This window comes from Prevotella sp. MGM1 (assembly GCF_002933775.1).
Classification (GTDB): domain Bacteria; phylum Bacteroidota; class Bacteroidia; order Bacteroidales; family Bacteroidaceae; genus Prevotella.
Genome location: NZ_BEWV01000209.1, coordinates 1 through 23,815, shown reverse-complemented (window position 1 = coordinate 23,815; position 23,815 = coordinate 1). Strand labels below are relative to the sequence as shown.

Below are 23,815 nucleotides of genomic sequence, written 5' to 3'. Positions count from 1 at the left end.
TACTTGTCTTTAAGTATATTAACAAATGGCAGAAAGAAAAGTAAGGGTGCGTTTCGCACCGAGTCCTACCGGGGCATTGCATATCGGCGGCGTACGCACCGCGCTGTATAATTACCTCTTCGCCAGAAAGCACGGCGGCGAATTTATTTTCAGAATAGAAGATACCGACTCCAACCGCTTCGTTCCCGGAGCCGAGGAGTATATCATAGAGTCGTTCCGTTGGCTCGGCATCAATTTTGACGAGGGTGTGTCTTTCGGAGGCAGTCACGGCCCGTATCGCCAGAGCGAGCGGCGCGGCATATATAAGGAGTATGTGAGGCAACTGCTTGACGGGGGCAAGGCATACATAGCTTTCGATACCCCCGAGGAGCTGGAAGCCAAGCGTAAGGAGACAGATAATTTCCAGTATGACGCCCATACCCGCATGCAGATGCGCAACTCGCTGACCATGACGAAAGAAGAGGTGGACAGGCTGATAGCCGACGGGTATCAGTATGTGGTGCGTTTCCTTATCGAACCGGGCAAGGCCGTACACGTGGACGACCTCATCAGGGGCGATGTGAGGATAATGAGCGACATTCTCGACGATAAGGTGCTTTACAAAAGCGCTGACGAGTTGCCTACATATCATCTGGCAAACATAGTGGACGACCATCTGATGGAGGTCACGCATGTCATACGCGGAGAGGAGTGGCTGCCCAGCGCGCCGCTCCATGTGCTGCTCTACGAGGCTTTCGGATGGACAGATACCATGCCGCGTTTCGCCCATTTGCCGCTCCTGCTCAAACCGGAAGGCAAGGGTAAGCTCAGCAAGCGCGACGGCGACAGGCTCGGGTTTCCGGTCTTTCCGCTTGAATGGCACGACCCGAAGACGGGCGATGTGTCTGCGGGCTTCCGTGAAAGCGGCTATTTCCCCGAGGCGGTTATCAACTTCCTCGCTTTCCTCGGATGGAATCCCGGCACCGAACGGGAGATATACAGTCTCGAAGAGCTCGTGTCGCTGTTCGACATATCCAAGTGCGGCAAGGCCGGAGCACGCTTCGATTATCAGAAAGGAATGTGGTTCAACCACGAATATATACTGCGCAAGAGTGCCGGCGAGATAGCCGAGGCATTTGCGCCGATAGTTCGTGAGCACGGTATTGACGAGCCGATCGAGCGTATTACTGCCGTCGTCGCCATGATGAAAGACCGTGTCAGCTTCGTCAGCGAGCTGTGGCCGCTGTGCTCTTTCTTCTTCGTAGCTCCTACGGAGTATGACGAGAAAACACGCAAGAAGCGCTGGAAGGAAGACTCCGCGGACGTGATGACCGAGCTTGCGGATGTGCTCTCCGGACTGGACGACTTCTCGGTGGAGAACCAGGAGAGTGTGGTCGAACGGTGGATAGAAAGCAAGGAGTATAAGCTCGGCAACATAATGAATGCCTGGCGGCTCACCCTCGTGGGAGAGGGCAAGGGTCCCGGAATGTTCGACATATCGGCTTTCCTCGGTAAGGATGAGACGATAGCCCGGATGAAACGTGCAATCGAAGTGCTTGGCTGATGTATAATATAGCGATATACTTGTATCTTCTGGGAGTGGCGATAGCCGCTTTGTTCGACAAGAAGGTGCGTACGATGTGGCGCGGAGAGCGTGCCGCTTTCGACAAGTTGCGCCGTGAGGTCGACCCCGAGGCAAGTTATGTGTGGTTTCATGCCGCCTCTCTCGGCGAGTTCGAGCAGGGACGGCCGCTCATGGAGCGGTTGCGCAAGCTGCATCCGGAGTATAAGATACTGCTTACGTTCTTCTCTCCATCAGGATATGAAGTGCGGAAAGACTACGACGGGGCGGATATCATCTGCTATCTGCCGCTTGACACGCCTTTCAATGCCCGCCGTTTTCTGCGTCTTGTGCGTCCGGTGAAGGTGTTTTTCATAAAGTATGAGTTCTGGTACAACTATCTTCACATCCTTAAACATCGCGGAGTGCCGGTATACAGCGTATCGAGCGTGTTCCGCCCGGATCAGATTTTCTTCCGTTGGTATGCCCGTGAGTATGCGAAGGTGTTGAGGTGCTTCACCCGTTTCTATGTACAGAACGATGTCAGCCGTGAGCTTTTGGCCAAGATAGGCATCACCGATGTCACTGTTACGGGCGATACTCGTTTCGACAGGGTGCTGAGCATCCGTGAGCAGGCCAAGGACCTGCCTGTCGTAGAGGCGTTCAAGGGCGACGGCAAGGTGTTTGTCGCCGGTTCGAGTTGGGCTCCCGACGAGGATATTTTCATACCGTTCTTCAACAGTCATAAGGATTGGAAGCTGGTCATAGCGCCACATGTGGTTGCGGAAGAGCACTTACGGCAGATTGCCGATAAGTTGGATGGCCGTGTGGTGCGTTATACTCAGGTCACGCCCGATGAGGCACGGCGCGCCGATTGCCTTGTAATAGACTGCTACGGACTGCTGTCGAGCATATACCGCTATGGCGATGTGGCATACGTTGGCGGCGGGTTCGGCGTAGGAATACACAATGTCCTTGAAGCGGCGGTATGGAACATACCTGTGGTCTTCGGTCCGAACAACGGACGTTTCATAGAGGCTCAGGGGTTGAAAGCTGCCAACGGCGGCTTTGAAATATCCTCGAAAGACGATTTTGACCGTATAATGACACGCATGATGACAGACGGCAAGGCACTGGCCTGTGCGGGCAAGGCTGCCGGCGACTATGTGTCCTCATGCACCGGGGCTACGGAAAAGATACTGGACGCTATCTGAGTCAAGAATATCGGGTTATGACCCGTTTGTTTGCTAATTGTATATGACGATATAACGGGTTGCCTGTGGTAAGGCAACCCGTTTTCTTTCCGGAACATTCACTATGCTGTTGTGTAAAGCAATATTGGTTGTATCATTTTACGTTATAAGTTTCTCACTTTACGATACAAGCAAGTATTGCTTTGCAATATGCTCTTTTTCACTCAATGACATAAGCCGCGTCACTTAGCGGCGGAATCCCCGTCACAATCATAATCACAATCCATCTCGTTCAGATACCACTTCGAATACTCTATGTAATGGGCTGAGAAACTTTCTGCCTGGTCGGGTCTTGTGGTCTTGATATACTTTGCCGGAACGCCGCCCCATATCTCGTGAGCCCCGATTTTCGTGCCTTGCAGCACGAGCGCGCCTGCCGCAACCACCGCTCCTTCTCCTATCTCGCAGTGATCGAGAAGCGTGGCTCCCATCCCTACGAGCGCTCCGTCGTGGATCGTACATGCGTGTACGGTGGCATTATGCCCGATGGATACGCGGTTGCCGATATGCGTCGGGCCAGTGGTGTTGGTCACATGTATGCACGCTCCGTCCTGGACATTGACTCCGTTGCCCATCGTTATCGGAGCCACATCGCCTCTGACCACGGCGTTAAACCATACGGAACACTCGTCGCCCATTGTCACTTCGCCCACGATAGTGGCGTTCTCGCTGAAATAACAGTCTTTTCCCCACTTCGGAGTGAGGCCTTTTATTGATTTTATCAGTGCCATATATTTGGTGTATTATAATTTTAAGCTCTCCGCGTCACGGTTCCGGTTTCGATATGTTGGGGTTGCCGCGCATGCTGAACTCGCATCCGCAGTACTGTTGATTATAAAAGTCATACTCTTTGATTATAGCCGCGCGTCGTTCGCTCAGTCCGCCCTTGCGCCAGTTCTGCTCCCAGAATGTCACGTCGGGATATGCTGCCGTGGCCTCGCGTCCGGCCTCGTTGATCTGTTCGAGGCTCTTCCACCGGCTCGATGCCAGTGTCGTGGTTATCACGCCCAGCCCATGCTCATGGGCATATCTTGCCGTATCGAGCAGGCGTGCTTTGAAGCATAGCAGGCAACGACCTCCCCTTTCCGGCTCGTTTTCCATTCCGCCCATCTCTCTTAGCCATGCCGCATGGTCATAGTCGGCATCCACTATTTCGAGACCCAGCGCCTGTGAATATCGTGTGCATTCGTCTTTTCTGGCGATATACTCCTCAATAGGATATATGTTGGGATTGCAATAGTATATCACGGGGGTGATTCCGTGCTGCATCATACATTCTATTATCGCCGACGAGCATGGCGCGCAACATGTGTGCAGCAACACCCTGTTGGCTCTTCCAGGCACTTCTATGTTGAATTTCTTTTTCATTGGTGTTGTGTCTTACCCTGCAAAGTTACGTCTTTTTATGCCGATAAATCATTATTTTTTGTGCTTTTAGCGTTTTGAGGTCGTCTTTTGAATGTTTTTGTGTTATCTTTGCAGAATACAGGTTGCCCGTCTGCACAGGCTGGCGGGCATAGCGATTGAATTGAATCGGGTTTTCCTCGCATTCGGTTTACTTTCTTTTTGATGGGATAACAACATGCTCACGGATTATTTTTTACGGTTATTGATAGTAGATTGATATTAAGTTGAACATAAAACGAATTTAACCATGCTTGAAAAAGGATTAACTCACACGAGCCGTATCATTGTTGCCAACTGTGATACAGCTGTCGCTTTGGGCTCAGGCGACCTGCCTGTGCTTGCCACTCCACGTATGGCTATATTGTTGGAGAATGCTGCAATGGTCGCCGTGGCGACCGAATTGCCCGACGGCAGCACCACTGTCGGCGGCCATATCGATGTGTCTCATCTTAAACCGACACCGATCGGAGCCGTTATCGAAGGCACGGCCACTCTTGAAAAGATAGACGGCCGGAAGCTGTACTTTAATGTAAAAGCCGTTCAGGAAGACGGAACAGTGATAGGAGAGGGCACCCACCTGCGCTTCATCGTAGACAGGGAAAAGTTTATGGAGAGGTTGTGACCGGTGCTTTTTTTATTTCCCAATAACCGAAATCGGGGCGCTTCTGTTTGAAGCGCCCCGATTTCGGTTATTATTTGACTTACAGATTCGGGTTGATCTTGCTCCACTCGCTGATAGCCGGAACGATGTTCAATGTAACCAGCTCGTCGCGCATCTTGCAGAGGTGCTCATAGCTTGCGTCGAGTTTGGCGTTCTCCTCGTCTGTTCCCTGCGGCACGTTGTAGTGGCAACCGTCTGCGTCGATGGTCGTGTCCATCGCCATCATGATGTTATTGTACTTGCCTGTGTTCACGTATGTTCCTGCGGGGAAGCGGAAAGCCTCGCCACCCATTGCCGAGCGAATCATCTCGACAGACAGGTAAGAAGGACTCTGGAACGAAGAGCGGCCGCGCAGCTTGATGATTGCGGCTCCGCCCTGTGTCACGTCTTTCTTCATCTGCTCCCATTCCTCGGCTGTGAACTCGTCAGTGCCGATGATGTCTGTCAGGTTGCGGCCTGCCACTTTCACATGGCTGCCGAACACCGCCATCTGCTCGCCGTGTCCGCCGTATGTCGCGCAGCCGGTGATTTCGGTCTGCATCACTCCGAACTTCTTTGCCAGGGCACTTTGCAAGCGTGTGGTGTCGAGCGCTGCGAGAGTTGTCACCTGACCCGGTTTCAATCCTGAGTAAAGCAGTGTCACCAGACCGGTCAGGTCGGCGGGGTTGAATATGATTACCACGTGCTTCACGTCGGGGCAGTATGCCTTGATGTTCTTGCCCAGTTCCTCCGCAATCTTGCAGTTGCCGGCCAGCAGATCCTCGCGTGTCATTCCCTCTTTGCGGGGAGCGCCGCCCGAAGATATGATGTATTTGGCGTTTGTCAGAGCCTCTTTGACATCTGTGGTGGCCGTGATTTTCACGTCACCGAAACCGCACTGGCGCATTTCCTCGGCCACGCCTTCGGGTGAGAACACGTCGTAGAGACAGATTTCACTTGTCAGACCCATCATCAGGGCTGTCTGAACCATGTTTGAGCCAATCATGCCGGCAGCGCCGACGATTGTCAGTTTTTCGTTAGTTAAAAATGCCATAATCTCTTGTTGTATTTTAATTATTCAATGTTTCGCTTGTGCGTAAAAGCACCGCAAAGTTAGCAAAAAAATGCTAATAGCGTTAATCTGCGGCTCATTTAAAATTGTTATTAATCTATAAACGGTGTCTTTTGCCGGTTTCCGGCATAGTCTTTCAATTGTTATTGCTATCTGAGGTTTGCATAAAGTGAATGGGAAGCCGTTGGCCCGCAAGGTGTAAATGGATATGTATGATTACTTGCCGCTCAGAGTCAATATGATATCCGTTATTCAAATTCCTTGCGTTTTTCTACAGGCTTCCCTGTTTGTATTTTTAATTCCTTTTTTCAATGATATTGTTTTCTTTTGTCAAATATGCCTTTTTGTTTTGTCATTAGCGGGAATATCCGTATATTTGTCATTTTTAGAGTAAAGATTATCATAAGCGGCAAACAACGGGATAAGAAGCATTTATATAATTTATCGATATGTCAGATACAACAAAAGACACAATAGCCTCGCGTCTCTCCGATTTGCGTGAGGTGATGCGCCGCGAGCGTTTGGCGGCATTCATCTTTCCGAGTACCGACCCGCATTGCGGCGAGTATGTGCCCGACAGGTGGAAAGGCCGGGAGTTTATCAGCGGGTTCGACGGCTCGGCCGGCACGGCGGTAGTCACGATGAGTGAGGCTGCGCTGTGGACAGACTCACGCTACTTCCTCGCTGCGGGCGAACAGCTTGCCGGCACGGAGTTCGTGTTGATGAAAGAGCGGGTGGAGGGCACTCCCACCATCGCCGAATGGCTTGGGCGTAAGCTCGCCGTGAGCGACACGACCGAGGTCGGCATCGACGGCATGACATGTCCGGCGGCGGATGTCGACACCCTGAGAGCCGGGTTGAGAGCCAACGGCGGGCTGACGCTGCGCACCAATTTCGACCCTCTCGCCTTGATATGGAAAGACCGCCCCGAGGCTCCTCTCGCCCCTGTCGAGCTTCATCCCGTGGAGTATGCCGGCGAGGATTGCCCGTCGAAACTCGCCCGTGTGCGTGCCGCCATGCGTGAGCGTCACGCCGAGGGCATGCTCGTGTCGTCGCTCGACGATATCGCATGGACGCTCAATCTGCGTGGAACCGATGTACACTGCAATCCCGTTTTCATGTCGTACCTGCTTGTCACCCATGTGTCGGCAGTGCTGTTTGTCGACAGCAGGAAGATAACAGACGGTGTGGCCGCCTATCTCGAAACCTGTGGTGTTGAGTTGAGGGAGTATGGCGACATAACATCGGCACTTAGGGCATACGGTGAGTACAATATACTCATGGACGGTTCGCTGACGAGCCATACGTTATATAATAGCGTGCGCACGCACGGGCGGATAGACACGGCGTTGCCCATAACGGCGATGAAAGCCGTGAAGAACGCCGTAGAGGCCGACGGCTTCCGCCGCGCCATGGTTCGTGACGGCGTGGCCATGGTGAAATTCCTGTGCCGTTTGCGTGCCGAGGTGGAGCGTGGCGGTCTGACCGAACTTGGTGTCTGTAGGCTGTTGGCCGGATATAGGTCTGCGCAGCCTTTGTTCCGCGACCTCTCTTTCGACACTATCGCCGCCTACGGGGCGCATGGAGCCGTTGTGCACTACGAGCCGACGGAAGGCACGGATACGCCGCTCGAACCTCGCGGCCTGCTGCTCATCGACAGCGGGGCACACTATCTCGACGGTACGACAGACATTACGCGTACCGTCGCGCTCGGGCCTGTCGACGATGAACAGCGCCGTGTGTATACGCTCGTGCTCAAAGGTCACATCGCCCTCTCTATGCTGAAGTTCCCTCATGGTGCCGCCGGCACGCAGCTCGATGCCGTGGCCCGTGCCGCGATGTGGCGCGAGGGCATGAACTTCATGCACGGCACGGGACACGGAGTGGGCTCTTATCTCAACGTACACGAGGGACCGCACCAGATAAGGATGGAGTGGCGGCCGGCACCGTTGCTTCCCGGAATGACCGTCACCGATGAGCCGGGTATATATATTGCCGGCCGCTTCGGTGTGCGGATAGAGAACACGCTGATAGTCGTCCCTTATATGGAGACAGGCTTCGGGCGCTTCCTGCAATTCGAGCCGCTCACCCTATGCCCGATAGATACCGCGCCGATTATACCGGAAATGCTCACCGACGAGGAAAAACGTTGGCTCGATGATTATCATGCCCGTGTGTTCGGTACTCTGTCGCCGCTTCTTGAGGCGGAAGAGGCCGACTGGCTGCGCCGCGCCACCTCTCCCATTGGTTGATATGGGTTTGCGGCCGGAAGCATGCCGGCCGCAAATCATTTAAGCATGAAGTCATGAAACCTTCATGTTCAGGCGGTTCGGCATTCGTGTTTTTTGTCACTCTTGTGTTTGCATGTTGCCGCAATGCAGTAGTGTTTCATTATCGGAGCAATGCAAGCCTATCTTATCCATGCTGCTGTTTATACTGCTCCTTGCATCCGCAATCGGTCTGGTTTCCCGCAAGTTGTAAAAAGTATCCGGCGTATCCCGTCGATTGGATACTTATTAGTATCTTTGCAGAATAAACAGCAATACTACTTATATAAAATGAATAAAGCGAAAATATTCATCGCGGCGATGCTTATCGCTGGTGCGTCGGCCGTTTACGGCGCAGGGTTTGTAAAGTCCGGGCAGAGCGTGACCGTGTCTTTGCCGCAAGCGGATGCCGGTTGTGCGCGCACGGTGAGGCTGACGGTGATAAACGAGAGAATTATAAAGGTGGAGGCAACACCCGACAGCGAGATACCTTGCAAGCGTAAGAGCCTCATCGTGGTGCCGCAAAAGGGTAAGACTGCATATACTGCCACGGAGAGCGACACGGCAGTCACGGTGGAGACAGCCTCTCTCACCGTCACGGTGGATAAGCGCACGGGGAAGACGGCATACCGTGACCGCAGGAACGGAAAGACTATACTGAGCGAGGCCGACGGCGGAAAGAAGTTCAAGAGATTTATTTCCGGACAGACCGTAATGCCCGAGGGTTATCATCCCACATCGCCGGACGAGATAAACTGGGGCAAGACAGGCGACCTCACGCGGATATCGCTTGACGACAGGTCTGGATATACATGGCATTTGCAGTTCGATGGCAACGATGATGAGGCCATATACGGACTCGGTCAGCACCAGTCGGAAGACATGAACTATAAAGGAAAGAATGAAGAACTGTTCCAGTACAACACCAAGGTGAGCATACCTTTCGTCGTTTCGACAGCAGGCTACGGTCTGCTCTGGGACTCGTATTCATACGGGCGTTGGGGAAATCCGGATGATTACGTGCAGCTTGGAGAGGCATTCACATTGTATAATAAAGACGGGAAGCGGGGCTGTCTCACAGGGACGTATGCCGAAAAGGGCGGTAGAAGGATAGTGCGTGACGAGGATTCACTGTATTTCGAGAATTCGAGAGAGATAGTGAACCTGCCCCGTAAGTTCAGGCTTAACGGCTCGCGGGTGCTGTATGAGGGATGGCTCGAAGCCCCGGAGTCGGCCGATTACCAGTTTATCCTTTACTATGCGGGATATACCAAGGTATATATAGACGGCCGTCAGGTAATGCCGGAGATATGGCGCAAGGCGTGGAACCCCAATGCGCGCAAGTTCAATGCCACACTGTTGAAAGGCCGCAAGACGAAAATAAGGATAGAGTGGCAGCCCGACGGCGATGTGAGCTACTGCGGACTTCGTGTGGCCACACCCCGGAGCGAGTCCGACAGGCGTCGCGTCAGCATCTGGAACGAGATGTCCAAGGATATGACCTATTACTTCATTGCCGGCGATGACATGGACGAAATAATATCGGGCTACCGTGCTCTCACAGGGCGTGCGCAGGTAATGCCGCGCTGGGCGCTTGGTTTCTGGCAGAGCCGCGAACGCTACAAGACGCAGCGGGAAGTGGTAGACAATATGTCGGAGTTCCGCAGGCGCGGCATCCCGTGCGACGTGATAGTGCAAGACTGGAACTACTGGCCTGATCCGGAGTGGGGCAGCCATAAGTTTGAGACTTCGCGATATCCTGACCCGCAGGCAATGTATGACACGATACACGCCATGCACGGGCGGTTGATGATCAGTTGCTGGCCGAAATTCTATGAGTCGACCGCCAATTTCAAGGAGCTTGACGCCAACGGGTGGATGTATCGCCGTGCGGTAGAAGACAGCATAAAGGACTGGGTGGGGCCGGGCTATGTCGGTTCGTTCTATGATGCCTACTCGGCCGGTGCCCGCAAGATGTTCTGGCGGCAGATGGATGAGAACCTTTATTCCAAGTATGGCAAGGGGATGGACGCATGGTGGATGGATGCCAGTGAGCCGAACGTGCGCGACTGCACGCCCATCGACTATCGCAAACAGCTCTGCGGCCCTACGGCCATGGGCACGAGCGACGAGTATTTCAATGCCTATTCCATAGTGAATGCCGACGCGATATACAACGGCCAGCGATCGGTTGACCCCGATAAGCGTGTGTTCCTGCTTACGAGGAGCGGTTTTGCGGGCTTGCAGCGTTACAGCACGGCCACATGGAGCGGTGACATAGGCACGAGGTGGGAAGATATGAGGGCGCAGATAACCGCCGGTCTCAACTTCTCCATGGCCGGAGTGCCCTTCTGGGGAATGGACCAGGGTGGCTTCACGACCGAGGACCGTTATGTGAAAGCGCAGAAACTGTTTGACAAGACGGGCCGTGAGAACGACGATCTGCGTGAGTGGCGTGAGCTGAATGCCCGCTGGCATCAGTTCGGTTGCTTCGTTCCGCTGTTCCGCACGCACGGTCAGTGGCCGGCGCGCGAGGTGTGGAACATCGCTCCCGAGAACCACGAATGCTACAGGACGATAGTGGAGTATACAAAGCTGCGCTACCGCATGATGCCCTACCTCTATTCCATGGCAGGCTGGGTGAACCGCCGTGACTATACTGTCATGCGAGGACTGGCGATGGATTTCGCCGGCGACAGGAATGTGTTTGACATCGCCGACCAGTGGATGTTCGGCCCCGCTTTCATGGCTTGTCCGGTCACCGAGTACAAGGCGCGTGAGCGACAGGTATATTTCCCGGCCGGATGCGGATGGTACGACCTGTATACCGGAAAGCATATCGACGGAGGGCATGAACAGACGGTAGATGCCCCGTATCACCGTATGCCGGTGTTCGTGCGGGAGGGAGCCATCATTCCCTTCGGCCCCGATATTCAGTGGAGCGACGAGCGGCAGGCCGATACCATCGACCTGTATGTGTATGCCGGTGCCGACGGCCGCTTCGAACTGTATGAGGATGAGGGTACAAACTATAATTATGAGAAAGGTCGCTTCGCCACGATAGACTTCTCGTATGACGATAAGACCCGGACTTTGACAATAGGCAGTCGCCGTGGTTCTTTCAAGGGTATGCTGAAAGAGCGTGTGTTCAATATCGTTATGGTGGGAAAAGACCGTGTACGGCCGCTGAATCTTGACAATCCGGAGGGGGTGAGGGTGAGCTATGACGGACGGCGGGTGAGCGTCGCGCTGTGACCTGCCGGCGTGCATGTAATCTGCCGGGAGGCATATATTGTCATACGGCATTCGAAAAACAATCAGGATCAAAACCGATAAAATAAAAAACAGGACTATATGAAAAAACAAATCATTGCCCTTGCGCTGTTGGCTGGCTCGTTTGTAGCAGCTGGTGCGCAAGTGTACCTTGACCCGAAAGCACCGATAGAAGAGCGGGTGAAAGACGCATTGTCGAGAATGACGACCCACGAGAAAGTGCGGATATTGTATGCACAGAGTAAATTCTCCTCTCCGGGAGTGCCCCGCCTGGGCATACGGCAGCTCAACATGGCCGACGGACCTCATGGAGTACGGGAGGAAATAGAATGGAACTCATGGAGTGCTGCCAAATGGAACAACGACTCTATTGTGGCGTTCCCCTCGCTGACGTGTCTCGCCGCCTCATGGAACAGAGACCTGAGCAGGGCTTACGGAAACGCGGTGAGTGAGGAGTTTGCCTTCCGCGGCAAGGACATCATGCTCGGCCCGGGCACCACAATCGCCCGCATGCCGCTCAACGGGCGCAGTTTCGAGTATATGGGCGAAGATCCGTATCTGGCCGGAGAGATGGCCGTGCCCTACATACAGGCGGCTCAGGCCAACGGCGTGGCATGTTGCCTGAAACACTTTTTCCTGAACAATCAGGAGGTAGACCGTTTCGGGGTGAACGTCAACGTCAGCGAACGGGCCGTCAACGAGATTTATCTGCCCGCTTTCGAGAAGGCCGTCAGGCAGGGTGGTCTGTGGACGATAATGGGCTCTTACAACAAGTGGCTGGGCGAATGGTGCTGTGAGAACGACTCGCTGCTCAACGGGATATTGAAGCGCCGGTGGGGCTTCGACGGTGCCGTGGTGAGCGACTGGGGCGGCACGCACACCACCATGGGAGCCGCGCTGGGCGGTCTCGACATCGAAATGGGAACAGACACCGACGGCAAGACGAAAGACAAGAGCAAGGGATACAACACATACAAGCTGGCCGATGCCTTCGAAAGGCTTATCAACGAAGGTAAGATACCGATGAGCGTGCTTGATGACAAGGCGGCACGCGTGCTGCGCACGATATTCCGCACGTCGATGAACGCCGGCAAGGTGATTGGCTCGCAATGCTCAGAGGCTCACTACGATGTGTGCCGGCAGATAGGCGAGGAGGGCATCGTGCTGCTGCAAAACCGTGGCGGCGCGCTGCCGATAGATGTCTCCCGCTGCGGACGCATACTTGTGGTGGGCGACAACGCCGTGCGAAACATGAGCGAGGGCGGTGGCTCGTCGGAGTTGAAAACAAAGTTCGACATATCACCGCTCAATGGACTGCGCCGTGTGTATGGCGATAGGGTGGACTTCGCCCGTGGCTACTATGCCGGCCGGGCACGCTACGGCAGCGCGGACAAACTCAGTCCTGATTCGCTCGCCCGCTTGCGCGCCGAGGCATTGGATAAAGCCAAGAGTGCCGACATTATTATCTTCATAGGTGGAATGAACAAGAATTTCAGGCAAGACTGCGAGAACAACGACCGTGAGGACTATAACCTGTCGTACGGCCAGAACGAACTCATTGCCGACCTTGCACGGGTGCAGAAAAACATTGTCGTGGTCACCTTCGGCGGCAATCCTTATGCCATGCCGTGGGCGCAGGCCGTGCGTGCGATCGTGCACTGCTGGTATCTCGGCTCGATGTCGGGAGAGGCGCTCGCCGGTGTGCTGTCAGGCGCAGTGAACCCGAGCGGCAAGCTGCCCGTGACATTCGCTGCGCGGCAGGCCGACTACCCCTGTTTCCAATACGGCAGGGAGGGCTATCCCGGCGTGGACATGCAGGTATACTATAATGAAGGCATATTTGTTGGATACCGTTGGTTCGACACCAAAGGCGTGCGCCCCCGCTTCCCGTTCGGCCACGGACTGAGCTACACCACGTTTAAATATGGCAAGCCGGTGCTCTCTGCCACCTCGATGACCGCCGGCGACAGCCTTACGCTCACCGTGCCGGTGACCAACACTGGCAAGAGGGCAGGCAAAGAGGTGGTGCAACTGTATATCGGCGATGAGAAAACAAGCGTGGAACGGCCGGCGAAGGAACTCAAAGGATTTGAGAAAGTGGCTCTCGAACCTGGTGAGACGAAGACGGTGTCGTTCACGATAATTGCCGACGATTTGAGCTTCTACTGCGAGAAAACCCATGGTTGGGTGGCCGAGCCTGGTGTGTTCCGGGCTTATGTCTGCGCATCTGAGACTGACGTGAGGGGCACTGCGGTGTTTGAACTGAAATAAAAACGTTTAAATGGTAAAATGGTAAAAATCATTGCAGATGATTTTTACCATTTTCTTTATCTTCAAATACCGTCCTTTCTCTTCTTTATTATCGTCAGTTATTATAATTTAAGTTTGTACATTTGTCTGGTACATTAGTGGCGCATATCTTTATTCATTTAAAAACCCTCACGTAACAAGTGTCGTCTTTCTTTCTGTATATGGCAAACGGTGATATAGCCCCGTTGTTGTTGCGCAGTCCGTAGGCGAGGGCTTCCATGTCCGGGTATCTGGGGATGTATGTTTCCGTGGCCTTGCCCGTCTTTCGGTTTATCTTGATTACCGAATGGTCGCACTCCGCCAAACTGTTGTCCATGTCCGGGTCGGAATATTTTATCAGGCAGTATATGTATTTGCCGTCGGTTTTCATCGATTCGACAGTCTTTCGGAATGTCATGTTGTAGATTTTCAGTATGTCGTAACTGTGGAACAAAGTGGTGTCCGGTTCGGGAAAATTGCCCGTGTCTATCTCGAAAGCGGTGTATTTTTTGTACGGTTCGCCGTAAATATCCTTCGTGACGTATATATATCCCGAGTAGCCGTCGGTGTAAAACAGGTCTTCGTCCGTGGCGCAGGCAACGGGACTGTTATAGTAATATCCGGTGAAACTCTTTTTGTTGCATGGTTCCAAGTTGCCGAAACGGTGTTTCATCTTGCCGTCTTTCAGGCTGAACGCCGCGAAATAAGGCTTCTGCGAGTCGTAATATCTTGCGTCGAAAGGATTTTTGGAAAAGTCATTTTCATATTCTTCCCTTGAATATTGCAGTGGCCATGTCTGCTCCTGGCATGGATAGAGTATGTAATCCTTAAACTTGCAGAAAGTGAAGTGCTTATAGAAAAACGAGTCGGTGAACAGCTCGAAGTCGGGTGCGAATATCTTTTCTTTCTCTCCCGTCTGCGCATTTCTTATCAGTATGGCCGGTGAATTAATGTAAGAGTAGTTTTTTTGTCCCGGAATATTAATGCTGTCTAAAAATATGTGGGGCAGAGAATACGAGATGCCTATCCTTTCGCTGTCGAGAATGGCGGGGCTTAGCGGGATGTAAAATACCTGTCGTGTGTTTTTTAAGTGCCGGTAGTTCTCTTCCGGAATTTCTATAAACGCCCTTTTCTCGATGCTGTCCGGCTTGATTATTTCCGGAGAGGCAAACCGGTTGTTGTCCAGTTTGTAGTGCAGGATGCCGTTTTCAAGGTTATCGTTGAACAGCAGGTTGTCGTTTTCAAAGGCGGGTAATCCGTATATGGAAGAAATCGGTTGGTCATCGGTGTCTATCGGGTATTCTTTGAATTTAAGCCTTGCCTTTCGGGATTTCGATGTTGCTGTCGTCACAAGTTTGTGGGTGGCGGCATCTGTTTCTATGTCGAACGTCTTGCATTCCAATTTTCCCTGATATGCGATTATCTGTTTGGCAAAGTTGGGACTTATCTCGGTCGGGTCGCCTCCTGTAAGCATCTCACCCGTGCTTCTTTTCAATTTGAGAATATAAGTGCCCTGTAAATCGTGCATGTTGAAACTGAAAATCCCCTTGTATTTAAATCCCGTGTCGTATATATAGTGGTCGGCGATATGCCCGTTGTTTTTGTTGTATCTTTCGGCAGTGGCCTTGTCTTTATATACGGTGATGAGAAGAGTGGTTTTTTTGCTGTCGATGCTCTTCAAGTTGTTATGGAAATTAGGAATGTATGCTTCGCACCTCAGGCATATCGTGGGTGAATACATGGCTGCATAGATGGTGTCGCTCTCAGTGTCTACCTCTTGCAGCAACTCTTTCAGCCGCTGCTCGCTGCCGGGTATTTGCCGTATTTGGAAATCGTTGTCTGTCATTTCTCTCACCAGGTCGCGATCCTGTGCGTGAGAGAAATGTACAGAGCAGAGAAAGGATATTATCAATAATATTCTCATGGGGTATGATTGTCAATCGTTTTTATATCTGGGGTTCTCTTCCAATTCTGGTTTTTCCAACTATAACATAATCATTCCGATAAAGGCGAGATTACCGTATGTCAGTTTTATCAGATACTCTCCCGAAAGGTTTTCCGGCAAGGTGTAAGTCCGGCTGTCGTCGGTGATAATGTCTTCGTATATCACGGTTCCCTCATCGGCCATTGATAGCAGTTGGATGCCATATCCCTGCATCCCGCTCTCAAAATATAACGTATGTCCTGCCGAATATACGGTCGGAGCCTTGGCCGGAACTTTGGGCTTTGGATTAGAAAGTGTTTTGCTTTGTTCATAATAAGTATGAAATGAAATCATTTCGAATACATTGTTGTCTGCCTTATTGTCTGCCACGCAAATTGCGGAGACGAGGAACAGAAGCGTGTAAGCGATAATTCTTTTTGTCATAATGTCGTGTATTAAAATTTTACTGCTGCAAAACTACGGAATAATTAATCGTTTGCCAAATAAAACGAGTACACTTTTTACACACCCGTTCGCTTCGTTTCTTGTAAGTGCTGTTTAATCAACGGATTACAGCGAAAGTACATTTTTTACACACCTGCACTTTTATATGGATTTGATGTTATGATTGAGAGATTTTGTTCCTTCACAGTTGAAAAGTTTTTTGTTTATGCTGCTCCTGATGTTCGTTATCCTTTGTTTGGACACGTTCATCAGCACGGAAGTCTCGTTTGGAGTGAACAGAAATCTCGTGAGTATGGATACGTTTTTTTCATAGCTTGTGAGATTGGCTTGGCTGTCGTTTATTCTTTCGTAGAAGCGGGGCATGTTTTCCTCTGTTATTCTGTACAGTTCTTGCCATTCTTCGGCCGAAGGTGTTTTCAGCTTGCCTGCGTATATGTGCATCTGTTGTATTATGGCACAGTTTAGCAGAGCCTGTCCCGCGGTGCAGGATTCCGGCATGTTGTTCTCTTTGCATATCACCGTCATGGTTTGCCGCAATTTTTCCACCTCGTTCTCTTTTATATCTTTGTATGTGGTGAAGTCGTCTCTCAGCATCCTGGCTTCTGTCTCAGCCTTGTTCAATCGGGAAAGAATATCAAAGTATTTTCTGTTTGCGGTCGCTGTCTCTCTGTTTTTCTTCCGTTTGTACCGCCTTATACTTATATATAATATATAGATGCCGGCCAAGAATATCACGGAGAAAAGGGTTGCCATGTATTTGTAGCGTTCAGCTTCTCGTGTCTTGGCTTCCGCAATCTTCCGGTTCTCTGTATAGTTGTAAAGTGCCTGCATCTTTATTATGTTTTCCGAGGAGCTGAGAAATGATGAGGAATCGTTTATTTGGGCAAACAAGGACGCATATTTGACCGTGGAGTCCGCTATGCCGAGTTTTTGATATACACGCATAAGGCCATGATACCCGCATTCGAGATTGTTTATGTTTGATGGATAAGACAATAGTTTCCGATAGAAATGTTCTGCGGAGTCAAGTTTTCCGATGCCTTCGTAATACTTGCCTTTATTATCGTAATAAACTTCTCGTCCTTTTATAATGTTTCCGTTGCAGTCGAATAAGCTTGGGTTTTGTTCGCATTCATCCATTGCGGCTTTTGCTTTGCCGTATAATCCCTTCATCAGATATATATTTATTGCTTGCGGCAATGCTCCTGTGGCCAAATCGTCGAGTCCCAATTCCTTATATTTTTTGTATGCGTTCATACATATATATAATACGGAGTCGTATTTACCCCGCATGTGATAGGTGGATCCGAGATGCTCATAGAATATTATCGCCGCTATGGTGTCCTTTGCTTTTTCGGCGTATGCCACGGCTTTCAGCTCGGCCTCATGTGACAATTCGGGCGTTAGCTGGTGGTAAAAGAGCGTGGCTATCTGCCCGTATATCCTGCTGAGCGTTCGGAAATCGCAGTCGACGGCACTCGTGTCGGCAAACGTCGTTGCGTTTCGGAAGTGGAAGAGGGCGGTCGGGGCGTCTCCCCTGTCCCGATACACGCATCCGAGCATGTAGTTCGCTTTCATCTTGTCGTTGCTGTTGCCGTGGCTATTGAAATGCTCTGCCATTTCCTCTACCCCGGCCATCGTGTCCAGCGGGATGTCGGTCTTGTTCATGGCCTGTGTCAGCAACAGCATGTACCGCATTCTCCTGCTTTCCGACATATTGCCGGCCTCATCCCCGATGCTGCTGAGAAGTATAAGGGTTGAGTCGGGATTGCTTTCTATTATTTCTTCCGCATGCGTCAGTATGTTGTCGGTTTTTCTATGGCCTGTACACGACAGTGACAATGTTATGGTCAGCAGGTATATCAGTTCGGGGATATATTTCATTACCTTTGCTTTTGTTTTGTATCACAAAGGTAATGAAATATTTTCTTATTGGTAATATATTTTGTCAAAAAAGCATCGGATGCCCGTGATGTGGAACTTGCAGATAATCCGTAGTCACAGGCTTACAATACACTTGTTCATTTGTCTTTCCGCGGCATCAGTTTCACGGTCTTTGTCGTTCCGTTTTCAAGCGATACTTTTGCAATGGCGTAAGGCTTTGGAAGCGTTGCTTTGCCTATGCTCGTTTCTTTTGCCTTAACTGTTATTCTGTCAGCCAACCGGCCTTTAACATCGTAAATATGAATACCTTTTATTTCTTTTTCGGATGTTATTTGATATGTCGTGCCGGCATCTGAAATGTGGAAACAGTTATCGGTCGTATTGTCAATACCGGCAGTTACGAATACTTTCCCCTCTAAATGTAAGTCTTTCCATCCGTCGGCCGTTTTGTAAAGTTCGAGGCTTTCTTCCGGAACGTACATCGTGCATGTTGTCAGTTCTGAGTTCAGGAAAACATCCTTTCCTAATCTCGGTGGGACGAGTGCGCGGCAATTAACCGACTGATCTTCGTAATAGGAACTTCTTGTATACCACGTTTTAGTAACATAGGCGAACGCCCTATCTCCTATTGAATCAACTGTTTCCGGTATCAGTAAGCCGAGAACCTTTTTGCCTTCAAGTGCACATGGGGCTATTGTTTTCAGTTTCTCATCAGAATATTCTATGGCATTGCCATCGCCGTATATATAATAGTATAGCACACTGCCGTCTAACGAATATATTGAACCGTCATATGTTTTTTTAAGGCATGGATTGTCTTCTGATATTTGTGGCATATAATTATTGTACGGCTATTCTCTAAAAACATTATTCCCTAATGTCGGAAAGTTACCTGTTATAATGAAATTACGTATATGCTGCTCAAAGAATGCTCCATCTGATACGTGCTTTATTCCCTTTGGCAGAAGGAGATTGTCTAACGTGCTGGATTTGTCGCATGATTTGTCGCATTTAAATCCGTATGCCGGAATGGTATCGATGTCGGCTTCTTTCAGATTAAGCTCTTTCAACTTTGTTATGAGCTCTTCCCTTATATACTCATAGTCTTCATCCAACAGTGTTCCGGTGACAGTCAGATATTTTATTGTTTCTTTTTGCTCATCCGTCAGCAAAAAATCCAGCGGTTCCTGCCCGGCATGTACACTTACGGAGTCGGGTCTCGGCTGTGCGTTCGCTTGCATTGCGAATGCCATGCAGGCAACCATGCAGCACTGTATAATGATAAAAATTCTCTTTCTCATGATGTGTCTGTTCTATTGTCGGTGGTTAGTAGTGCTGTTTCATCCATTTAATTTTGGTCTCACCATGCCGTTTTTTTACTTCACAACAATCTTTTTCCTGTTATGAATATATACGCCCGGCTTCAATGTCCCCGTCATTTTGCGCCCGCTCAGGTCATGGAAAACATCTTCGTCGGCCTTATTGCTTTCAGCCGTAACACTCTTTATACCCGTCACAAAGCCGCCTAAGAATGGGTCGTCCTTATACGTGGTGTGTGAGAGATGCTCCTCTGCCGGGTCGCCTGTGTAGCTCGGAGCCTTGTATACGAGCCGGTCGTCTTCCACGTATGCGTTCAGGAAGTGCTCTGTTTCACAGGGTGGTAAAGAGGGAGAATAGATATAAGCGTCAAGGTAATGCAACAACAAGCCCTCCCCATAAAGTGAGCCTATCCCGGAAATCATGTTTCGATATAAAAACTCGGGCTTGTAACTGGGATGCTGATTCATTCTGGCCGTGACGTCCAAGATGCGTTCTTCTTTCCCGTTTTCAAGCGTTACGGGTTGAATGCCGCTTATAAAATATGTTATCTCGTTGTCCGGACTTCCGATAAACTCGCCGACATTTAAGTTGAAGTCGTATAGTATAATTTCATTATCGGCCATTGAATAAGGAAAACCGTAAATATCGTATTCGAATCCGTTGCTTTCGCTCATTTCCATGTATTCGTCGTGGCTCGCATATACTATTCCGTCTTTTTCGCGCAGTCCGATAATGTATTGCCGTTCGCCCCTGTTGCCTTTTTCGTCGATATTCGTCCTGTACAGCTTGTAATAAGTATTACCGTTAAGCTCGTAAGGCTCGTCAAGTTCGAACAATGAGAATGTATGTGTTTCGTGACAATCGTCCCAATGAGCGTACGACCACTTGCATCCTGTGGTGAACGGGCGCGCCGAAACGTTGCCGGCAACGGCCAGCAAAACGGCTGATAGGGTAATTAATAAATACTTCATATTGGTGATAGTTTTATAATTGTTATTGTTCAATGATGAATTCCGCTCCTTGTCTGACTTCAAAATCACCTTTGATGGTGACATCCTCACATTCCTTTAATCTCAGACTGCCGCCGGCTTCAACAGTGACCGGTCCCAAAGGTTTATTGTCTGTAACGTTGCTGCCTATAACAACACTGTTTTTATATGGATAAACGACTCTTTTGCTTATTGTCTCATTTTGTATAAACTTTATATAGCTGATATATCTGTATGGTTTATAACCTTCTTTTGTAACACAAATGTCTATTTCGCCATCGCATAAGTTTGTAAAAGTTGCTGTTTTGGTATTTGATACTACTTTATAATAAGATTTACCGGAGTTTGAACTCATAACGCATATACGGCATTCTTCTTCCCCTGTATCTACTATCAATTTGTTTTCATCAAACTTTAAAGTTATATTTTCAAAAGAGTTGGGCGTTTGGGTGTAAATGGGCATTTCTGGATCTCCAATAGGATTAAGTCCAAACATTATCCATCTATATCCAGAATTTATATTACAAGAATTTATAAATGCAATTTTTGTATTACTAACAACTTCTGCAAAGTTTTTACTTCCTTTACTATCTTTAAATAAACATTTATAAAAAGTTCCATCATATTCTTCTGATATTCCCAGATTATTTTTGTTCCTATTTCCTAAGCCCTCTCTTGAAGCACCTAAATATGCAATAATTCCATTGTCTTCATTCCGAATGGCAACATTACCGTTTGTGTTTACTTTAAGTTGGGCGAATGACGGACATGCGAAGCAACTTACGAGGATGATGTGTGATAAAGTTTTTTTCATAGGTATTCTGTTTTATTATGTTATCAATTGCTTTTTGCAAATATATTAACAAATCGATTGATTGTGTTTCTTTTTCGCACATGTTTTATGAAAGATTAACATATATACGATTCTCTCATCCCATCGTATCGCCAAATGTATCGTGATAATCCTTGCTATGTGGGTGTTTTTGTGGTAACTTTGTGCAGTACGAATATTCCGACATTATGAATAATATGACATTCTTATTACAAAAACACTATCTGTGCCTGTATATTTATGCAATAATCGAAGACTATAAAATATGACATTGTCGTGCGGCAGACTGCCATACGCATCTTTTTACACCTATTTTTAGATATACGGCGACTGCCGGATGCCGTGTTTGCGGGGCTTCACCACTGTGTGAAGCCCCGCAAACACGTTTATACCGGAATGTATATTTATGCAAAACGTGGCCTCACCGGTCTCTGGTATGTGTCGCCACGCCCCGCAACGGGCTATCCGTTGAGCCGCATTTAGATGCCGAATGGACGGCGTTTAGCCGTTAAACGCGTCGCGACCGGTATCCGAATGCGATATGGTTGGTTGCCCGTTGTGGGAAAACGGCCTTGTTATCATGATTTGTCTACGCACCAAGGTGTCATCGGTGACAAACGTGTCATTTTTCAATGGTTATTTCGCCGCTTTTCATTCCGTTTTGCATAAATATACGTTCGTGGAGACGATGCGCGTTGTTTGAATAATGTTTACAGAATGCGGATGCGTGGATAAAATATGGTTATCATGTAAGGGTAAAGGCGGATTTAACGGAGGATGCCGTTAAATCCGTCGCCATTGGCTGCCTGTCCTTTTGTCGTCGTTTGCAAATAAAATCGGAGTCATCATGATTATGGTGGGGCAATAATTTGGTGAAAAACATTGTAAAGGTCGAAGAGTAATCAAAAAAGTGTCTGAATATTTGGCTGTTAGATAATTTAATTGTAATTTTGCAGCCGCAAATCGTGGCCTTGGTCTCGATACGTGTAAGTTTAATTAAAAATTTAAAACAAAAAGACAAAATGATTATTGTACCGGTAAAAGAAGGCGAAAACATCGAGAAAGCCCTCAAAAAGTTTAAGAGAAAGTTTGAAAAGACTGGTGTCATCAAGGAACTTCGCGCACGTCAGCAGTTCGACAAACCCTCTGTCTTGAAGAGACTTAAGATGGAGCACGCCGTTTACGTACAGAAAATGAGAAACACCGAGGAATAAAATAATCTTCGGAAAATTTGGTAGTTTGAATATATTTCCGTAAATTCGTTGCCGAAAGATTGATGTTTGGCGAGGCGTTTTATGGTTATCGAACAATTTTTGAACTACTTGCGCTATGAGCGGAACAGATCACCGCTGACGGTGCAAAACTACGAAAAAGATCTTCGTGATTTTGAGTCGTATTTCAAAAGATTGGATAATCAACTCTCTTGGCAGTCGGTAGATTCCGATGTTATCCGTAAATGGATGGAGAGTATGATGGATAAAGGAAACGTTGCAACCTCGGTTAACAGAAGACTGAGTGCTCTGCGTTCCTTTTTTCGTTTTGCTCTGATTCGGAATTTGGTGGGCAAAGACCCGACACTTGTTGTGAAAGGGCCCAAGCGAGCCAGGCTGTTGCCGCAGTTTGTCCGGCAAGACACGATGGATAAACTTCTCGATGAAGAGGAGTGGTGGGATGATACATCTTTTAAAGATGTCCGTGCACGTACTATTTTATCAGTGTTCTATGAAACCGGTGTGCGGCTTTCAGAACTCACGGGGCTGGACGATTCGGATGTGGATATGGTCGGTCGGCAGATAAAAGTGACGGGAAAAGGAGATAAACAACGCGTCATACCTTTTGGGGATAGTCTTGAAAAAGCTCTGAAGAAGTATCGGGATATGCGCGATGAAGTCGTGCTGCCTGTATCGCAAGCTTTTTTTGTAGACGACAAAGGAGAGCGGATGAAACAATATAATGTGCGGACATTGGTGAAAAATCATCTTTCGAGAGTTCTCACTCAGAAGAAACGCTCCCCGCATGTGCTTCGTCATTCTTTCGCTACGGCCATGTTGAACAACGGCGCAGGCATAGAAAGTGTGAAAAAACTGCTTGGGCATGCCGGACTCGGCACAACGGAGATTTATACTCACACAACGTTTGAGCAGTTGAAGAAAGTTTATAAAGAAGCCCACCCAAGGGCATAACCTTATTAAAACAGGAGGTAACTATGGAAATTAAGATTCAGTCAATTCATTTTGACGCTACCGAAAAATTACAGGCGTTTATCGAAAGAAAAATCGCCAAGTTAGAGAAGTCTTACGAAGAAATACAGAAAGTAGAGGTGCAATTAAAGGTTGTGAAGCCCGCAACAGCTCAAAACAAGGAAGCAAGCATAACGGTTACGGTGCCGGGAAGCACGCTTTTTGTGGAAAAGGTGAGTGATACATTTGAAGAGAGTGTTGACCTTGGAGTCGACTCAATGCGGGTGCAACTTCAGAAATTCAAGGAAAAATCAAGGAATTATTAAAAAAAACCTTGAAAAGTTTTGGTAATTAAAAAATAATGCCTATCTTTGCAGCCGTTTTCAGACAGGTTGTAACTCGAAAGAGAACGGCTGCAATGAAAAGCCTCTTTAGCTCAGTTGGCCAGAGCACGTGATTTGTAATCTCGGGGTCGTTGGT

Annotated in this window: 19 protein-coding genes; 9 read left to right on the top strand and 10 right to left on the bottom strand. The window is 49.2% G+C overall.

Annotated elements, in window-relative coordinates:
- The first annotated feature begins 25 nt into the window (after positions 1-25).
- Together gltX and MoGM_RS10755 are read left to right on the top strand one after the other, a co-directional pair.
- Positions 26-1,543 carry a glutamate--tRNA ligase gene (gene gltX, locus MoGM_RS10760; RefSeq protein WP_104370053.1) on the top strand — a complete coding sequence of 506 codons (1,518 nt, stop codon included), beginning with the start codon at positions 26-28 and terminating at the stop codon, positions 1,541-1,543.
- A complete protein-coding gene (locus MoGM_RS10755; RefSeq protein ID WP_104370052.1) occupies positions 1,543-2,754 on the top strand; it encodes a 3-deoxy-D-manno-octulosonic acid transferase in 1,212 nt (403 codons plus the stop codon). Before gltX ends, MoGM_RS10755 begins: the two co-directional genes overlap by 1 nt.
- 221 nt (positions 2,755-2,975) lie before the next feature.
- Here MoGM_RS10755 and MoGM_RS10750 read toward each other — a convergent pair whose 3' ends face one another.
- Together MoGM_RS10750 and MoGM_RS10745 are read right to left on the bottom strand one after the other, a co-directional pair.
- Positions 2,976-3,524 carry a gamma carbonic anhydrase family protein gene (locus MoGM_RS10750; protein ID WP_104370051.1) on the bottom strand — a complete coding sequence of 183 codons (549 nt, stop codon included), beginning with the start codon at positions 3,522-3,524 and terminating at the stop codon, positions 2,976-2,978.
- A 34-nt stretch (positions 3,525-3,558) separates the two neighbouring features.
- On the bottom strand, positions 3,559-4,161 hold the full coding sequence (locus MoGM_RS10745) for an epoxyqueuosine reductase QueH (protein ID WP_104370050.1): 603 nt from the start codon (positions 4,159-4,161) through the stop codon (positions 3,559-3,561).
- A 286-nt stretch (positions 4,162-4,447) separates the two neighbouring features.
- Here MoGM_RS10745 and MoGM_RS10740 point away from each other — a divergent pair, with 286 nt between their 5' ends.
- A complete protein-coding gene (locus tag MoGM_RS10740) occupies positions 4,448-4,822 on the top strand; it encodes a thioesterase family protein (RefSeq protein WP_104370049.1) in 375 nt (124 codons plus the stop codon).
- A gap of 79 nt (positions 4,823-4,901) precedes the next feature.
- Here the strand turns inward: MoGM_RS10740 and MoGM_RS10735 are convergent, their stop codons facing one another.
- Positions 4,902-5,894, bottom strand: a complete 993-nt coding sequence (locus MoGM_RS10735) for a malate dehydrogenase (protein ID WP_104370048.1) — start codon at positions 5,892-5,894, stop codon at positions 4,902-4,904.
- A 467-nt stretch (positions 5,895-6,361) separates the two neighbouring features.
- Here MoGM_RS10735 and MoGM_RS10730 point away from each other — a divergent pair, with 467 nt between their 5' ends.
- The 3 genes from MoGM_RS10730 (at position 6,362) to MoGM_RS10720 (ending at position 13,723) form a co-directional block, all read left to right on the top strand.
- Positions 6,362-8,164 (top strand): aminopeptidase P family protein, encoded by a 1,803-nt coding sequence (locus MoGM_RS10730; protein WP_104370047.1) that lies wholly within the window; start codon positions 6,362-6,364, stop codon positions 8,162-8,164.
- Positions 8,165-8,470: 306 nt separating this feature from the next.
- Positions 8,471-11,434, top strand: coding sequence for a TIM-barrel domain-containing protein (locus tag MoGM_RS10725; protein WP_104370046.1), 2,964 nt, complete (start codon positions 8,471-8,473; stop codon positions 11,432-11,434).
- A 99-nt stretch (positions 11,435-11,533) separates the two neighbouring features.
- On the top strand, positions 11,534-13,723 hold the full coding sequence (locus MoGM_RS10720) for a glycoside hydrolase family 3 C-terminal domain-containing protein (protein ID WP_104370045.1): 2,190 nt from the start codon (positions 11,534-11,536) through the stop codon (positions 13,721-13,723).
- Positions 13,724-13,877: 154 nt separating this feature from the next.
- Here the strand turns inward: MoGM_RS10720 and MoGM_RS10715 are convergent, their stop codons facing one another.
- From MoGM_RS10715 to MoGM_RS10685, 7 genes are all read right to left on the bottom strand, one after another.
- Positions 13,878-15,665 carry a hypothetical protein gene (locus MoGM_RS10715; RefSeq protein WP_146078721.1) on the bottom strand — a complete coding sequence of 596 codons (1,788 nt, stop codon included), beginning with the start codon at positions 15,663-15,665 and terminating at the stop codon, positions 13,878-13,880.
- 60 nt (positions 15,666-15,725) lie between these two features.
- Positions 15,726-16,109 (bottom strand): hypothetical protein, encoded by a 384-nt coding sequence (locus tag MoGM_RS10710; protein WP_104370043.1) that lies wholly within the window; start codon positions 16,107-16,109, stop codon positions 15,726-15,728.
- Positions 16,110-16,271: 162 nt separating this feature from the next.
- Positions 16,272-18,014 (bottom strand): lipopolysaccharide assembly protein LapB, encoded by a 1,743-nt coding sequence (locus MoGM_RS10705; RefSeq protein WP_104370042.1) that lies wholly within the window; start codon positions 18,012-18,014, stop codon positions 16,272-16,274.
- A gap of 137 nt (positions 18,015-18,151) precedes the next feature.
- The gene (locus tag MoGM_RS10700; RefSeq protein ID WP_104370041.1) at positions 18,152-18,850 is read right to left on the bottom strand and encodes a hypothetical protein; all 699 of its coding nucleotides are present in this window, start codon (positions 18,848-18,850) and stop codon (positions 18,152-18,154) included.
- A 15-nt stretch (positions 18,851-18,865) separates the two neighbouring features.
- Positions 18,866-19,315, bottom strand: coding sequence for a hypothetical protein (locus MoGM_RS10695; RefSeq protein WP_146078720.1), 450 nt, complete (start codon positions 19,313-19,315; stop codon positions 18,866-18,868).
- Positions 19,316-19,390: 75 nt separating this feature from the next.
- Entirely contained in the window at positions 19,391-20,305 is a 915-nt protein-coding gene (locus tag MoGM_RS10690) for a hypothetical protein (protein WP_146078719.1), read from the bottom strand.
- A 22-nt stretch (positions 20,306-20,327) separates the two neighbouring features.
- Positions 20,328-21,137 (bottom strand): C25 family cysteine peptidase, encoded by an 810-nt coding sequence (locus MoGM_RS10685; RefSeq protein WP_104370038.1) that lies wholly within the window; start codon positions 21,135-21,137, stop codon positions 20,328-20,330.
- A 1,040-nt stretch (positions 21,138-22,177) separates the two neighbouring features.
- Between MoGM_RS10685 and rpsU the strand changes: the two genes are divergently transcribed.
- From rpsU to hpf, 3 genes are all read left to right on the top strand, one after another.
- Complete coding sequence (gene rpsU, locus MoGM_RS10680) at positions 22,178-22,369, top strand: 30S ribosomal protein S21 (RefSeq protein ID WP_104370089.1); 192 nt, start codon at positions 22,178-22,180, stop codon at positions 22,367-22,369.
- 81 nt (positions 22,370-22,450) lie between these two features.
- The gene (locus MoGM_RS10675) at positions 22,451-23,338 is read left to right on the top strand and encodes a tyrosine-type recombinase/integrase (protein WP_104370037.1); all 888 of its coding nucleotides are present in this window, start codon (positions 22,451-22,453) and stop codon (positions 23,336-23,338) included.
- 23 nt (positions 23,339-23,361) lie between these two features.
- Complete coding sequence (hpf, locus tag MoGM_RS10670) at positions 23,362-23,661, top strand: ribosome hibernation-promoting factor, HPF/YfiA family (protein WP_104370036.1); 300 nt, start codon at positions 23,362-23,364, stop codon at positions 23,659-23,661.
- Positions 23,662-23,815: the final 154 nt, after the last annotated feature.